General features: G+C 53.1%; 12 protein-coding genes. 9 read left to right on the forward strand and 3 right to left on the reverse strand.

Features of this window, described 5'->3' with window-relative positions; genetic code table 11:
* Positions 1-43: 43 nt before the first annotated feature.
* Both G8770_RS10215 and G8770_RS10220 read right to left on the reverse strand, forming a co-directional pair.
* Positions 44-829 (reverse strand): queuosine precursor transporter, encoded by a 786-nt coding sequence (locus G8770_RS10215; protein WP_208022181.1) that lies wholly within the window; start codon positions 827-829, stop codon positions 44-46.
* Positions 830-879: 50 nt separating this feature from the next.
* Positions 880-1377, reverse strand: coding sequence for a 6-carboxytetrahydropterin synthase (locus G8770_RS10220; RefSeq protein ID WP_167185759.1), 498 nt, complete (start codon positions 1375-1377; stop codon positions 880-882).
* A gap of 226 nt (positions 1378-1603) precedes the next feature.
* Between G8770_RS10220 and G8770_RS10225 the strand changes: the two genes are divergently transcribed.
* From G8770_RS10225 to G8770_RS10255, 7 genes are all read left to right on the forward strand, one after another.
* A complete protein-coding gene (locus tag G8770_RS10225) occupies positions 1604-2335 on the forward strand; it encodes a TetR/AcrR family transcriptional regulator (RefSeq protein ID WP_208022182.1) in 732 nt (243 codons plus the stop codon).
* A 420-nt stretch (positions 2336-2755) separates the two neighbouring features.
* A complete protein-coding gene (locus G8770_RS10230; RefSeq protein ID WP_167185765.1) occupies positions 2756-4969 on the forward strand; it encodes an acyl-CoA dehydrogenase family protein in 2214 nt (737 codons plus the stop codon).
* A gap of 13 nt (positions 4970-4982) precedes the next feature.
* The gene (locus G8770_RS10235; RefSeq protein ID WP_167185768.1) at positions 4983-5792 is read left to right on the forward strand and encodes an enoyl-CoA hydratase/isomerase family protein; all 810 of its coding nucleotides are present in this window, start codon (positions 4983-4985) and stop codon (positions 5790-5792) included.
* A gap of 1 nt (position 5793) precedes the next feature.
* Positions 5794-6240 carry a PaaI family thioesterase gene (locus G8770_RS10240; RefSeq protein ID WP_167185771.1) on the forward strand — a complete coding sequence of 149 codons (447 nt, stop codon included), beginning with the start codon at positions 5794-5796 and terminating at the stop codon, positions 6238-6240.
* A 307-nt stretch (positions 6241-6547) separates the two neighbouring features.
* Positions 6548-7531: an acrylyl-CoA reductase (NADPH) gene (gene acuI, locus G8770_RS10245; RefSeq protein WP_167185774.1), complete on the forward strand. Its 984-nt coding sequence runs from the start codon at positions 6548-6550 to the stop codon at positions 7529-7531.
* An 82-nt stretch (positions 7532-7613) separates the two neighbouring features.
* Entirely contained in the window at positions 7614-8984 is a 1371-nt protein-coding gene (locus tag G8770_RS10250; RefSeq protein WP_167185777.1) for an MFS transporter, read from the forward strand.
* Between the two features lie 189 nt (positions 8985-9173).
* Entirely contained in the window at positions 9174-10223 is a 1050-nt protein-coding gene (locus G8770_RS10255) for an NAD(P)H-dependent amine dehydrogenase family protein (protein ID WP_167185780.1), read from the forward strand.
* 201 nt (positions 10224-10424) lie between these two features.
* Here G8770_RS10255 and G8770_RS10260 read toward each other — a convergent pair whose 3' ends face one another.
* The gene (locus tag G8770_RS10260; RefSeq protein ID WP_167185783.1) at positions 10425-11237 is read right to left on the reverse strand and encodes a TauD/TfdA dioxygenase family protein; all 813 of its coding nucleotides are present in this window, start codon (positions 11235-11237) and stop codon (positions 10425-10427) included.
* A gap of 535 nt (positions 11238-11772) precedes the next feature.
* Between G8770_RS10260 and G8770_RS10265 the strand changes: the two genes are divergently transcribed.
* Entirely contained in the window at positions 11773-12642 is an 870-nt protein-coding gene (locus tag G8770_RS10265; protein ID WP_208022183.1) for a helix-turn-helix transcriptional regulator, read from the forward strand.
* Between the two features lie 158 nt (positions 12643-12800).
* Positions 12801-14036, forward strand: coding sequence for an amidohydrolase family protein (locus tag G8770_RS10270; RefSeq protein WP_167185786.1), 1236 nt, complete (start codon positions 12801-12803; stop codon positions 14034-14036).
* The last annotated feature ends 217 nt before the right edge of the window (positions 14037-14253 follow it).

Consider the following 14253-nt stretch of genomic DNA (forward strand, 5'->3'; position numbering starts at 1 on the left):
CAATAGATGCTGTTTGGTGTAATGAACGCCGCAGCGTTATTACTCAAAGTTGCAAATAGCGTTTCAGCTTAAAGGTGAAATAGTAAAACGGACCGGTATCGGCCAGCGCACAGCACATTTTGAACAGGTAGTTACTGCCCATCAGCACCAGCATCTGCTGAGTGCTGATGCCTCCCGCCAGCCACACCGCACCGAAGGTGACACTGATCACCATGAACGAGTCCACACCCTGACTGATCAGGGTACTGAAGTTGTTGCGCAACCACAGGTGTTTGCCATGGGTCAGCTTTTTCCAGAAATGAAACAGCTGTACATCACAATACTGAGCCGCGACGTAAGCCATCATGGACGCAAACATCGCCCCGCTGGTGAGTGAGTAAATAAAATCAAATAATTCGACCGAACCGGAGACGGTGTCGCCGTTTGGCATGCCCACCGGTTGCGCAAGGTTCAGCATCTGCCAGGGCGGCATGGTTTCGGGACTGACGGCGGGTACCGCCTGGGCCAGATACAGACAGGCGATGATGAACACATTCAACCCCAACCCCAGGGTGACCAGAAAGTTGGCTCTGCGTTTGCCGTACAGTTCACAGACCAGGTCGGTACACAAAAACGTGATCGGGTAGGGCAATACGCCGATGGCCAGGGACATGGGGCCGAGTTGCACAAAACGGGTAATGCCGATGACGTTGAGCAGGGTCATGGAGCTGAGAAATATCCCTGCCAACACCAGAAAAACACGCTCGCGGCGTTCGTACAAAAGGCTGTCCACCGGAAGGTCTTTGCCGGAGTCTTTCGTCATTGCGTAATTTTCTGTGGTGCTGTCCATAGAGTGGCGAGTGTCCGAAATGATGGCTGGGTGAAAGCTGCCTTAAACTGTTATGCCTGGGGGTTTTGCCACTGGGATGAGCCCCACTGGCCAGGTCCGGAGGCGACCCGTAAGGTAATTTCCCGAATGTCGGGGTTACTGCTGTAGCGGCTGTCTTCGAGCAGGCGCTGCAGCAGGTAATAGGATAACTCTTCAATCGTAATGTTGGCCACGGGCAGCAGCAGGGTGTCCTGCTTTAGGAAAAACATTTCTTCGTCCGCAAAGGTCACGCGGTAGTTCTTTCCCAGTTCATGTATCTGCAGATAAGGAGAGTTTTCCGCCAGCAGCAAATACTCATCCAGCCCGACGCACAGTTCCCGTAATGAGTCTTTCAGTTGACAGTAGTTAAAGCACATGCCGTCGGCCTGGACCAGAGCGGTTACGGCGGCGGAGACAAAAAAATTGTGGCCGTGCAGGCGCTCCCGCTCGGAAGCGGAAAAAATGGTAAAATGAGCCGCAGAAAAGTGCAGGTATTCCTTGGTGATGTCGATGGTGGTCAGCTTTTCCACAATTACTCCTCATGGTGTCTTCTGCTGCTAAGATCAAGCTATTGCCGCAGTCTATCATTATATTTGGCAAGTTCATCCAGCGAGTGACGACGGTGTTGACGCATTTGTGGTGTCGGCTGTCCAGATTTAAAGAAAACCACCTGGCCAGTCAAGGTTGTCGTGCAAAACTGTTCCCACTCAGGCACAATTGACCAATTTTTGCACCTTCAGGAAAATGGAGAAAGCTTTGAGCAGCGCCGCATCAAAACCAAAACCTACAAAAACTCGTCGGAACCCTAAACTGACCCGAGAATTGATTCTGGAGTACGCGGGTAAGCTGTTGGCGAAAGACGGTCCCGAAGGGCTGAGCGTTTCTCAGGTGGCCCAGTTGGCGGGGGTAAACCGGGGGACCGCTTACCACCATTTTCAAACCCGGGAACAGCTGTTGGACGCGACCAAGGCGTGGGTGAGTGAAAAACTCTGCCGTGAAGTTTTTGGCCGCCTGCCGGATGAAGAAGAGGTGGAGGCGCCCGATTCCAGAACGGTGTCGGCCAACCTGATTAATTTTGCCATGGAAAATCCCGAATTCGGCCGTGTCTGGCTGTTTGACGTGTTAAGTTCTGATCAGCCAGCTAGTGACCCTTTCTGGGCCATGTACAAGTCGAACATTGATGCGTTTGCGGATTCTGACAAGGCCCTGCCGGGCATTGACAAAGAAGTGCATGCCGTGTCGACACTGGTGTCGGTCTTTTTATGGCCGGTGTGGGCCCGGGCCCACACGCACACGGCAGCAGGTCGCCGGAAGATGGCCAAGCGTTTTATGGATGAATCGATTCGCCAGACCCTGTACGGCACACTCAACAAGGAAAAATTCCCGGAATTGGTGGCGGCCAACGAAGAAGCTCAAGCCAAACCGGCAAAACCCAAGTCTGCCCCAAAAGCTAAAAAGCCAGCTAAAACCAAAGCGGCGTCAAAATAACCCTCCCTCGCTATTGCCCAGAGCGCCAGTTCCTGGCGCTCTATATTTTCTCTGGTTTGTTGCACCCATCGGCCCTCATGGCGGTGCTTTAATCCCGCTTTTCTACTATACATCATTGTTGACTAAATGTGCCGCAACGTTGTACTCTGACTGGGATATAAGCACGCTCATTGGAGTGCGCTGCCCGATCGATTTCACCCAGCAATAGAAATCAACGGCCAACAATAGTTAATAATGGCCAGCAACCGCTAATCGACAACAGCGAATAAGGGTGACGGGCATACGGAGAATCCAGATACAACTGGTCCAACGCCAGTTTGGCTGTTTGGTCTAACTACAAGCCCCACTTGGTTCAATACGCAGTCAAACCGGTTGATTGTGTCTATTGTTAACCTGATATTTCTCGGAGTGTAACCAACAATGAATTTTGAGCTTTCTGATGACCAGCGGATGATGCAGGAATCCTTCGCCCGTTTCCTGGATGAACAGAGCAACAGTGAACGCGTGCGAGCCGCAGCTGAAAAAGACGGTTTTGATGCCGATATGTGGGCTGGGCTGGGTGAATTGGGCGCCTTTACGCTGCGTGTTCCTGAAGAATTTGGAGGCTTGGGGCTGGGTCTGATGGACGCGGTTGTGCTGATGGAAGAAGTGGGCCGAACGCTGGCGTCCGGGCCGGTCGCTGAAACTCTGGTGGCGACCCGTATCCTGTCTCGCCTGGCGGCCGATTCTCAGGCTGATTTGTTGGAGCAGGCGATTATAGGCAGTCAGGTGGTTACGGTTGCCCTGCATGATGTGGCTGAACAGCCACTGCAGTGGGTCGCCGGTGGAGCCGTGGCGACAGCGGTGATTGCCCGCAAAGGCGAGCAGGTGATTTTGGTAACTCTGCCGGAAGGTGAAAACCGTGGTGAAGCAAATCTGGCCTCTACCCCCATTGCTGAATTGCAGCTGGATGTGGCCAGTGCCGTGGTGTTGGGTGAGGGGGCCGAAGCGGTTAAGGTTTTCGCGCAAGGACTGGAAGAGTGGAAACTGCTGATGGCGGCGGCGCTGGCCGGACTGTCCCGTCGCGCTGTTGAAATGGCGGCCGAATACGCGTGTGAACGCGAGGCTTTTGGCAAGCCCATTGGCACCTACCAAGCCATGTCCCATCCGTTGGCTGATCTCATTACCGACATTGATGGCGGTAAGTATCTGACCTGGAAAGCCATTCACGATCTCTCTAAAAATCTGGACGCGGCTTCGGCCCAAGTGTCTATGGCGCTGTATTGGAATGCCGATACGGCCGCTCGCGCGGTGACGCAATCGCTGCACACTTTTGGCGGTTATGGCCTGGCGACTGAATATGATATTCATCTGTACAATCTGCGAGCCAAAGCCTGGCCGCTGGTGTATGGCGACATCAATCGTTTGTTGGAAGAAGCGGGGCGCCGCCTTTACGAAGGTGAAGTTGCTGCCCTGCCGGATGTTGGCGAAATCTCTATCGACTTTGACCTGGGCGAACCAGCCAATACCATGGCTGAAGAGCTGAAACAGTTTTTTGAAGATAACCTCACTCCTGAGCTGAAAGCCAAAGCACACTACTCTTTTGATGGTTACGATGCGGGTATTCACAAGAAACTGGCAGAAGCCAAATTCCTGTTCCCTGCCTGGCCGAAAGAGTACAACGGTCGTGAAGCCGAGCCATATGTGATGAATGCTCTGCGTCAAGTGTGGGAAGAGTACAACTGGACGACTCACCCCGTGAGCACCACCGATCTGGTGGGCACCATGATCCGCAAGGCCGGCAGTGAAGTCCTGAAAGAAGAAGTGCTGACCAAAATTATTAACGGTGACGCAGTGTGCAGTTTGGGTTATTCCGAACCTGGCTGTGGCTCTGATGTGTTTGCGGCCAAGACCAAGGCGACTCGCCTGGAGGACGGCAGCTGGCGTATTGATGGCGCGAAAATGTGGACCAGTGGTGCCAACATTGCCCAGTATGTGATTTTGCTAACGCGCACCAATCCGGATGTGCCCAAGCACAAGGGCCTGACGATGTTTATTGTGCCGCTAGATACTCCAGGGATTGAAGTTCAGCCGGTTTATACCTTCCAGGACGAGCGCACCAATGCCACTTTTTACGATGGTGTGATTGTAAAAGACGAATACCGTCTGGGTGAAGTGGACGGTGGTGTTCGCACCATGGCCGCTGCGCTGGAGCTGGAACACGGCGGTGGCTTTAATAAAAGCCAGCGTAAAATGTTCCGTTCCGCCGAAACCCTGTGTCGCGAAATTCAGTACAAAGGCCAGCCTTTGATCAAAGACGTGGATGCCCAGAAACGCCTGGCTCGTGCACGCATGCACTTCTATATCTCTGAAATGCTGGCTAATCGTGCTCTTTGGGTGGGCGTTACCGGCCGGGAAAACAAAGCTTACGGCCCGATGATCAAAATGTTTTCGTCCGAGAAATTTCAGTCCGATTCCCGCGACCTGCTGGACCTGACCGCACCTTATTCGCTGTCCAAGCGGGAAGGTGCGGCGGGCGAGCTGAACCTGGCCTATCGTCATGCGCACGGCACTACAATTTATGGTGGCACCAGCGAAGTACACCGCAGCATGATTGCCGAGCGGGCACTTGGCCTGCCACGTACCCGCGGTTAAGGAGAGACTGGATATGAGCGAAGCTCCACACCTGTTAGTAGAAGAGATCGATGGCGTCATCATTTGTACTTTGAATCGTCCCGACAAGCTGAACGCACTGACCGGGCAGACCATGCGTTTGTTCGAAACGGCATTGCACCGGTTCCGCGACACGCCGCAGTTGAAAGTGATGCTGATCCGCGCCACCGGGCGCTATTTCTGTGCCGGTGCCGATTTGCGTGATACCAGCGGGGAGCCGGAAATGCCGGCCAAAACGCCGACCGCGATTCGTGAAAAGCACCGCCTCGGACTGCATGGTATGCACCGCATTTATGACGAGATGGAGCATATCGAAAAACCCATCGTGGTCGCCCATCAGGGCACCTGTGTGGGCGGTGGCCTGGAGCTGTCGCTGTCCTGCGATTTTCGTCTGGCCGCCAAGAGTGCCAGCTACGCGTTTCCGGAAGGCAAGTTCGGGGTGCTGCCAGCCTCGAACGGCGTCAGCCGTTTGACCCGCTATGTCGGTCCGCATTGGGCGCGCTACCTGATCATGGCCAACAAGCCCGCCGATGCCGACCGCGCACTGATTATGGGTCTGGTGCATGAAGTTTATCCGGACGAGACGTTCGACGAGGACGCGATGGACTTCTGTCGCCACCTGGCCAAGCAGAATGCCGAACAGATGGGGGCCGCGAAAATAGCCATTGAGATGGTGCATGAGCTGGGGCGTGATCAGGCGCGCCATGTTGAGCGTATGGCCAACAGTGCCCTGATGTTAAATCCGGATTACCTGGCCATTATGGAAAAGTACATTGCCGGCATTGGCTCCAAAGGGAAGTCATAACATGCCGGAAGAAAAAGTGATCGACTGCCATACTTTGGAAGCTGAAGGTTGGACCAGCCTCAGCGCCAACGGTTTTACTGGTTTGGCCGGCCCTTTCTGGTCACGCGGTGAGGGTGAAGAGAGAGCCATGGGGCTGTTGCTGGAGGAGCGTCACAGCAACAATCATCTGGGAACCGTCCATGGTGGCGTGGTGATGACGTTTGCTGACATCGGCCTGGGGTCTGCGGTCGCGGTCGCTATGGGCGAAAAGCGCATGGGCTGTGTGACGGTGTCGTTGCAAACTCAGTTTGTCTCGGTGGCACGGGTAGGGGAATTCATGACTTGCCAGCCTGAGATTGTCCGCGCCAGTAAACAATTATTGTTCATTCGCGGATTGATCAAGGTTGGGGACAAGACCATCGCCAGTGCCGAAGGTATCTGGAAGCTGCTCGATTCCGCCAGCGACTAGCAAGATCCACCCCTGGACCGGCTGGCAACAGTCAGGCGGATGTGCTTAAATTAGCTATTGGACAACAGTGTTGTTTTTTTCGTGTCCGCCAGTCGTAATAGACACAGTCAATATAATCGTGGTCAACGTAGTGGCAACCAACGTAGTAGTGGTCAACGTAGCAGTGGTCAATAAAGTTGCGCGGCTCGCTTTTAAATACAGTTCACTGATAAAACCAGTTACCCTGTTTGTGAGGGTAAGGTGTAGAACGGTTAACGGGCAAAAACAGTTAACTCAAATTTGATAATCAATAATGTAGAAGGTGTATATGTTCTCTGCAATTTCCATTAATAAAGATGAGGCGGGTCAAACCGTTGAAGTGACCCAGATCGATGAATCTCAGTTGCCTGAAGGTGATGTTACGATTGACGTTGAATATTCAACGCTGAACTACAAAGACGGACTGGCCATCACCGGCAGTTCACCCGTGGTGCGCAAGTTTCCCATGGTTCCAGGCATTGATTTGGCCGGTGTGGTTTCCGAAAGTACTCACGCTGACTGGAAGGTTGGAGATCGGGTTGTCCTCAATGGCTGGGGAGTGGGTGAAGGTCATTGGGGTGGCTTGTCACAAAAGGCGCGCCTGAACGGCGATTGGCTGGTGGCTTTGCCAGAAGCGTTTAACAGCCGTCAGGCAATGGCCATCGGTACCGCCGGTTATACCGCAGCACTGTGTGTGGATACCTTGATGGCATCCGGCGTGAGACCGGATCAGGGTGAAATTCTGGTGACGGGTGCCACTGGTGGTGTGGGCAGTGTGGCCGTTGCCTTGCTGGCAAAAGCCGGCTTTACTGTTGTTGCTGCTACCGGTAAAGAATCCGAAGCCGATTACCTCAAAGGCTTGGGGGCATCCGACATCATTCTGCGCTCTGAATTGTCTGAAAAAGGTAAGCCTCTGCAGAGAGAGCGTTGGGCGGGTGTGGTAGATTCTGTCGGTAGCTACACGCTGGTCAACGCTTGTGCGCAAACCCGTTATGGCGGTGTGGTTGCAGCTTGCGGTCTGGCTCAGGGTGCGGATTTCCCTGCGACGGTTATGCCGTTCATTTTACGCGGCGTTTCTCTGTTGGGTGTAGACAGCGTGATGGCACCGATTGAACTGCGCAAGTCGGCGTGGAAACGTTTGGCCAAAGATCTGGATCCAGCTTTACTGGAAACCATTGCCAATGAAATCAGTTTGGCTGAAGCGATTCCTGCTGCCACTGACTTGCTGGAAGGAAAAGTTCGCGGTCGTTTGATCGTCGACGTTAATAAGTAAGATTTTCTTACCGCAAACTTTGTGCTGAAGCGATGATGTGGTCATCGCTTCAGTATTCTCCCCTTCCTTCTGATCCTCCTTTATGAACGGCTCACCCGAACAAGTATCAGCTGATACAGCGGATAAGTTGGGCGTCACGTCTTATCTTGCTATTTTTGCGATTGCCATTGGCTTTGTGTTAAATCCTTTTAACGGCTCATTGGTAGTGACAGCTTATCCGCATCTGGCGGAAACCTTTGCTTTGCCTTATACGCACATGTCTGCCATGGTGATGTATTTTATGGCTGCCACCGCAGCGTCGCAGCCCTTGGCTGGTGGAATCGGGGACAGTATTGGCCGAAAAAAACTGTTTTTAATTGGCATTGCCGGGTTTACGGCAGTCAGTTATTTGGCGGCAACTTCAGTAACGTTCTCAACGTTATTATTTTGGCGCATTGCCCAGGCCATTTTTTCCGGCGTCATTCTGGCAAATGCCCTGGGCCTGGTCGGTCAGGTGGTGCCAGCTGCAAAAACCGGTATTTATCTGGGGCTTTTGAATTCCATCATGGTTGCCGTTACGGCTTTGGGATTCCCGCTGGGCGGTATTTTGGTGGAGCTCTATGAATGGCCCATGTTGTTTTGGATCAACATACCCTTGGGTGTGATCGCGTTTGCTTTGGCGGTGTTGTTTATTCCCGGGGATGAGCCCAGGGAAACCCGCTTCACCGCGGTGAGTTTTATCGGCTTGCCGTTTTTGCCATTGGCCTTTGTGTTGCAGGCAGTGATACAGGGCGAACCCGTGTTTTTTAGCGCTATGGTGCTGTTGGTGACGACTCTTGTCGTGGCAGTGGGGATTTTTAAATCCAGCCAATCTCGCCGGCAATTTAAACCCATCAATAACCGGGTATTTAATCTTAGCTGCAGTGCGGCTTTTTTCACTTCCTGTATCCAGTTTGGTGTGATGTTTACCTTGCCGGCCTGGACTCTGGCTACCTTGAGCCTTAACAGCGGTAGTTTAGGACTTTATCTGACCGGCTTTTCCCTGACGATTTTTTTCATCAGTCCGCTTGCGGGAAAAGCGTTGGACAAGATTGGAGAGGGGCCTTTTAAATGGCTGACGCTGTTGGCTTTGGGCGCGAGTTTGGCCCTCATGATTTTGGCGTTTACCAAAATCAGTTTTGTGTTGGTTATGGGGCTGCTGGGCATCGGTATTGCGATTTCATTATTGATAAGTCAGCGCTCAGCGATGCTGGCAATACCGTCGCAGTCGCACGCTCTGGCGATGGGATTGTTCAGCAGCTGGCGAGCAGTCGGAGGTCTTTCCGGCAACACTTTGGCGGCGATTGTATTAGGCGGTTTTCCGGCAGTAACCGCAGAAGCCGGGGTGCATGTGTTTGAATGGCAACTGGCATTATTTTTTATCCCGTTGGCGTTGTCACTGTTTTATCTACGAGCCCCGAATACAGTGAAATAAAATGAACTTGCGATAGGTTTAGAAAATATTGAATCCGCTAGACTATTTGGAAAGGTAGTCTGCCAATACACGATAAAAAAAATATACAATCTACGAAAGATAAAAGCACGAAGACACAAAAAGATGATGTTAAAGCGATAGTTGAACAGAAATTTCAAAACTCATAATAAGCATAAGAGGTTAAGAAATATGGCGACGCAAAAAAACATTCCGTTAAAAGTTGTTCAGTGGGCAACGGGTAATATTGGCACCCGTTCTTTACGTAGTGTTATTGAACATCCGGATTTGGAGTTGGTTGGGCTTTACGTGCATTCGGATAATAAGGTAGGCCAGGATGCCGGTACCTTGTGTGGTACCCAGCCGGTGGGTGTACAGGCGACCAACAGGATTGATGACATCATTGCACTGAAAGCGGATTGTGTCCTGTATATGCAGCAGGGTTGCAACGTTGATGATCTGTGCCGGATATTGGCATCTGGCTGTAATGTCGTGACCACGCGGGTAGAGTTCCATCACCCGGGATCCCTGGACAATGAAACTCGCAGTCGAATTGAAGCGGCGTGCGACGCCGGCGGCAGCTCCATTTACAGTACGGGATCCAGCCCCGGGTTTATCACTGAGGCGATACCGCTGGTACTGACGTCGCTGCAGCGTCGCCTTGATCATTTGATCATTGATGAGTTCGCAGATCTGACTACGCGAAATTCTCCCGAGCTATTGTTTGACATCATGGGGTTTGGCAAACCGCCATCGGATTTTGGTGAAGAGCGGTTGGCGCATGTGAAGGCAGGTTTTGCGGCATCGTTGAATCAACTGGCGGATTCCATCGGAATGTCGCTGGATGAGGTGACTGCGATTGGTGAAGTGGCGACAGTGAAAGAGGATGTTCATATCGCTGCGGGTGTGCTGGAAGCGGGAACCGTGGGAGGGCAGAGGATTACCATCACCGGGTTGCGTCACGGTGAAGCTTTGATGCAAATGCGCCTGAACTGGTATTGCACCAAAGAGCTGGATAACGATTGGGAGTTGCGGGGCAACGGCTGGCGGGTTCAGGTGTTGGGAGATACGCCGATGGATGTGTCGATTCTGTTTTCACCGATTGCGGATGAGGATCTGGCCGCCACGACACCCGGTTATACGGCGCACCGTGCAGTCAATGCTGTGAGTGTGGTGTGCGGGGCCAAACCAGGGATATGTACTACGGGTGAAATGCCGCAGGTGATTGCGAACCTGGGTTAACACGGTTTATCAATGATTTGGATTAAGTGATCGCAGTCGGTGTTATTGACTCAGACTGGCTGTGAAAACTCAAATTGGTTGTTAAAATCTTAAGCCGATTGACCCGTTAATAAAAAGCCCCATGTTGTCGTTGGGAACACGGGGCTTTTTTGTCTTGCAGGTGTGCAACAGCCGGACTGCCGCACTGCTCCGGTAGGAAGATTATGCAATAGGCTCTTCACCTTCGAGCTTGGTGCGGTGCATCATGCGGCCGCTGTCCAGAGGGTATTCGGTGGCGCGGTGCAGAGTGCCGGTATTATCCCAGGCAACCAGATCACCTTTGGTCCACTGGTGCGAGTAAACGTACTTGGGCTGGGTGCAGTGAATGCGCAACTTGTGCAGCAGGGCACGGCCTTCTTCGAAACCCATACCTTCAATGTGGCTGGCGGTGGCACCAATGACCAGGGATTTACGGCCTGAGGCGTGCTTCCATACCAACGGATGGGAGCGGGATGGCATCATGCTCCAGGTGCTGATTTGCTCCAGGGTTGGCTCCGGGTGTACGTAATACTGTGCGGCCGCCAGGCTGTGGACAACACGTAAGCCTTCATAGGCTTGCTTGTCTTCTTCTGGCAGGTCTTCATAGCCGACGTAGGTGCTGCAGAACTCGGTGTTGCCGCCGGTCTCGGAGGGTTTGAAACCGTTCAAGATGGAGGCCAGGATGGGCACGTCCAGGGTTGATCCATCCATGTGCCAATAGAAAGCGCCTCTGAGGTAGTCGGCGTGTTCGTTTTCTTTGGTGTCCAGGGTAACTTTGTAGATACCGCCTTCACCTTCATCAATGACGCGCCCCAGTGTTTTGGTGAACGCCAGCTGTTCTTCACCGGTGAAGTTGATTTCACGAATGACGAAGCAGCCACGGGCTTCCAGTGCTTCACGTATTTCTGCAGCGTATTTGCCGCTCAGCAGCGTTTCTTTGTCGGCTTTGATTTCCGCGCCGATGAGCGGTTTTATATCTGTTATAGAAAAACTCATGGATTTCCTCCCAAAACGCCTTAGGGCTCTGTCATATTGGCTGCAGAAGTTACTAAAAGTTCCGAACTTAGTCAACAGTGATGTTTATTAAAAATGGAGGCAAAGAGGTAAATGTCCTTTAATAACAGTGAGTTAGACGGATTCGTTATCTGCACGATTTTTCTCGGCTAAAGATAAAACAGGTCGAACCCTGGGTTTGACAGGTTAAGGCTGGATTTCAGCAGAGACTTACTTCGGCTATGACTGGCGGAATTCGCGATGGGTCAACGTCACCTGGGGTATTCTCAACCCCCTGGGACAGTGCGGTGACTCGGGGATGGGCTTACAAAGGAGTGGAGAAGCGGCTTGCTACTGGTTTACTCTATTTTGTCTTGAGTGTATATTCAACAGTGATGTTTATTAGTGCTGTTGGCGCAGTTTTATGCTGTTGGTTGAGAGTTGTCTCTGACAGAACGGTTTGGCTGAGGCTGAAAACCGATATGCCCTGGCACAGAATCAGAATTACATAAAAATATTCTCTGAGAGGGTCAGTGACATGGAAACACATGCACCTGGCATGATGACTGTGAACGCCGAGTTGAATTCAACGCTCGGAACCGCGCAATTGGTGCGTTTTCACTTACCGGATCCCATCGACAATGTGATGCGGGAAAATGAAGACGCCTACCGCCTGGATTTATGCCTGACTCCCCGTCCGGGCAATGCGCGTGCCTGCTACCCCAATCGCTGGAGCTCGCAGCGCTTTGAGCGATTGGGCAATGTCTTTTTAGTGCCGCCTGGCGAAAAAATGCAAGCCCGCAGCGATGGCCGCTGTCAGCAGGAATCGTTGTTGCTTCAGTTACATTCGTCATCCGTGGACGAATGGTTTGACGGTGAACTGGAGTGGACCAGTCGCCGTTTGATGGCGAGCCTGGATATTCGTGACGCAAACATTCAAGGTTTGCTGTTAAGGCTGGTGCAGGAAGCCAGGCAGCCGGGCTTTGCCAGTGAAATGCTGGTGGAGCTCATTGGGGCTCAGTTGGCAATTGAATTGTCGCGTTATTGCAACAACGTGGATACCAGTACGGTTGCCGGTGGTCTGGCCGCCTGGCGCCTGCGGGTGATTGATGAGCGCCTGCAAGAAGTACAGGCAACCCCGAATCTGTCTGAACTGGCGGAGATGTGCCGCTTGTCCGTGCGCCAGCTCACTCGTGGATTCCGGGCCAGTCGTGGTTGTTCCATCGGCGATTACGTGGCCAACAGCCGCATTGAACACGCCAAGCGTTTGTTGGCAACCGATCAAAGTGTCAAAGCGATTGCCTATACGTTGGGCTTTTCTTCCCCCTCCAGTTTTTGCTGTGCCTTCCGGCGTGCTACGGGCGACACCCCGGGGCAATTCCGCCAACGTTTTAACCTGACGCACTAAGCTGTCTGGACAGTGCGGGCCGTGCCGGGCTTACCGGCCACGGCAGAGTCAATCAGAGCTGCCGCAGCAGTCATTTAGCTGTCTCACGACGACCACTATGATGGCCTAAAGTATCCTCTTCGAGGCGTATAACAGGCCACTTACCGAAGGACGTCGCTGTGAAAAAAACTCTAATAACGAACGCCACTATTTTTGACGGAACGGGCTCGTCCCCCTTTATTGGAAACCTTTTGGTTGAAGGCAATCGGATTAAGTCGGTAACTGCCACAGACCAACCATCGATGGATGCTGATGAGGTCATTGATGGCAGTGATAAATTTCTCATGCCGGGCATGACCGAGGGTCATGCGCACCTCTCCTTTGACGCCTTTACCTGCACCGAGGACCTGATCGCTCCATCACCCGAAGAACACGTATTTCTCACCGCCCGTGTCGCCAAAAAACTGTTGGATCAAGGCTTCACCAGTGCCTATGGTGCCTCTGAGGCCAAACTGAGGCTGGGTATCGCCGTGCGCAATGAAGTGGATGCGGGCAGGTTGCCGGGGCCGAGGATCCGGGCCGGTTCGGTGGAAATTACGGTCACCGGAGGTCTGGGGGACGAAAGCCGACTGCACAACAAGCGGGTGGCGGAAGCCCCGGCGGCGGTGGTGGATGGACCGGAAGAAATGCGTAAGTTTGTGCGTATTTGCTGCCGGGAAGGCTGTGACAACATCAAGCTGGATGCTTCTGGCGATCCTTTTTACCCTCACGCACCGGCGATGGCGACCCCGATGTCGCTGGAAGAAATGCAAATGGCGGTGAACACTGCGCACAGTTTTGGCAAGATGGTGAACACCCACGCCCGCTCGATAGAGTCCGTGCGCAATTCGGTGCTGGCCGGCGTGGACATGATTTACCACGCCGAATACACCGACGAGGAAACCCTGGACCTGCTGGAAGCTGCCAAAGACCGGATCTTTATCGCCCCCACCATGGGCCTGTTCCATACCATGTTTCATGACGGCGAAGCACACGGCTTACCCCGCGCCGTGGTGGAGGCCATGGGTATTGCGGAGTTAATGGAGGCGTCGGTGAAAACCCATACTGAGCTGCGCAAACGCGGTATTCGACATTTGATTGGCGGTGATTATGGCTTCACCTGGAACATGCAAGGCACACAGGCTCGGGATCTGCAGTACTTCGTGGACTACTACGGTTATACCCCGGCAGAAGCCCTGCTGTGCGCCACCCGCAACGGTGGACTCGCGATGCGCAAAGAGGGCGATTTAGGCACGCTGGAAGCAGGCATGCTCGCCGACATGCTGCTGGTGGATGGCGATCCGCTGCAGGACTTGGGCATTCTCACCGACAAAAAGCGTTTGTCGATGATCATGAAAGACGGCGAGCTTTACTAGTCTGTCACCGGAGCCCTGACGCTCCGACTCTGCTCGCAAAGAAGCAATGGCGGCCGTTGCCACGCCCTCGGCTATCCCGCCGGCGCCCAGGCCTCGTGGCTATAGTCTGGAATATAGCTATAGCCAGGGACAGGCATAGATATAGCCAGCCAGGAATATAGCGAGGGCCAGGCATTGGTGGATGAACCCGGCACACCATGCATAGAGCAATGTTTGT

Origin of the sequence: Pseudomaricurvus hydrocarbonicus (assembly GCF_011602365.1) — a bacterium.
In the GTDB taxonomy this organism is placed as follows: Bacteria; Pseudomonadota; Gammaproteobacteria; order Pseudomonadales; family Cellvibrionaceae; genus Pseudomaricurvus; species Pseudomaricurvus hydrocarbonicus.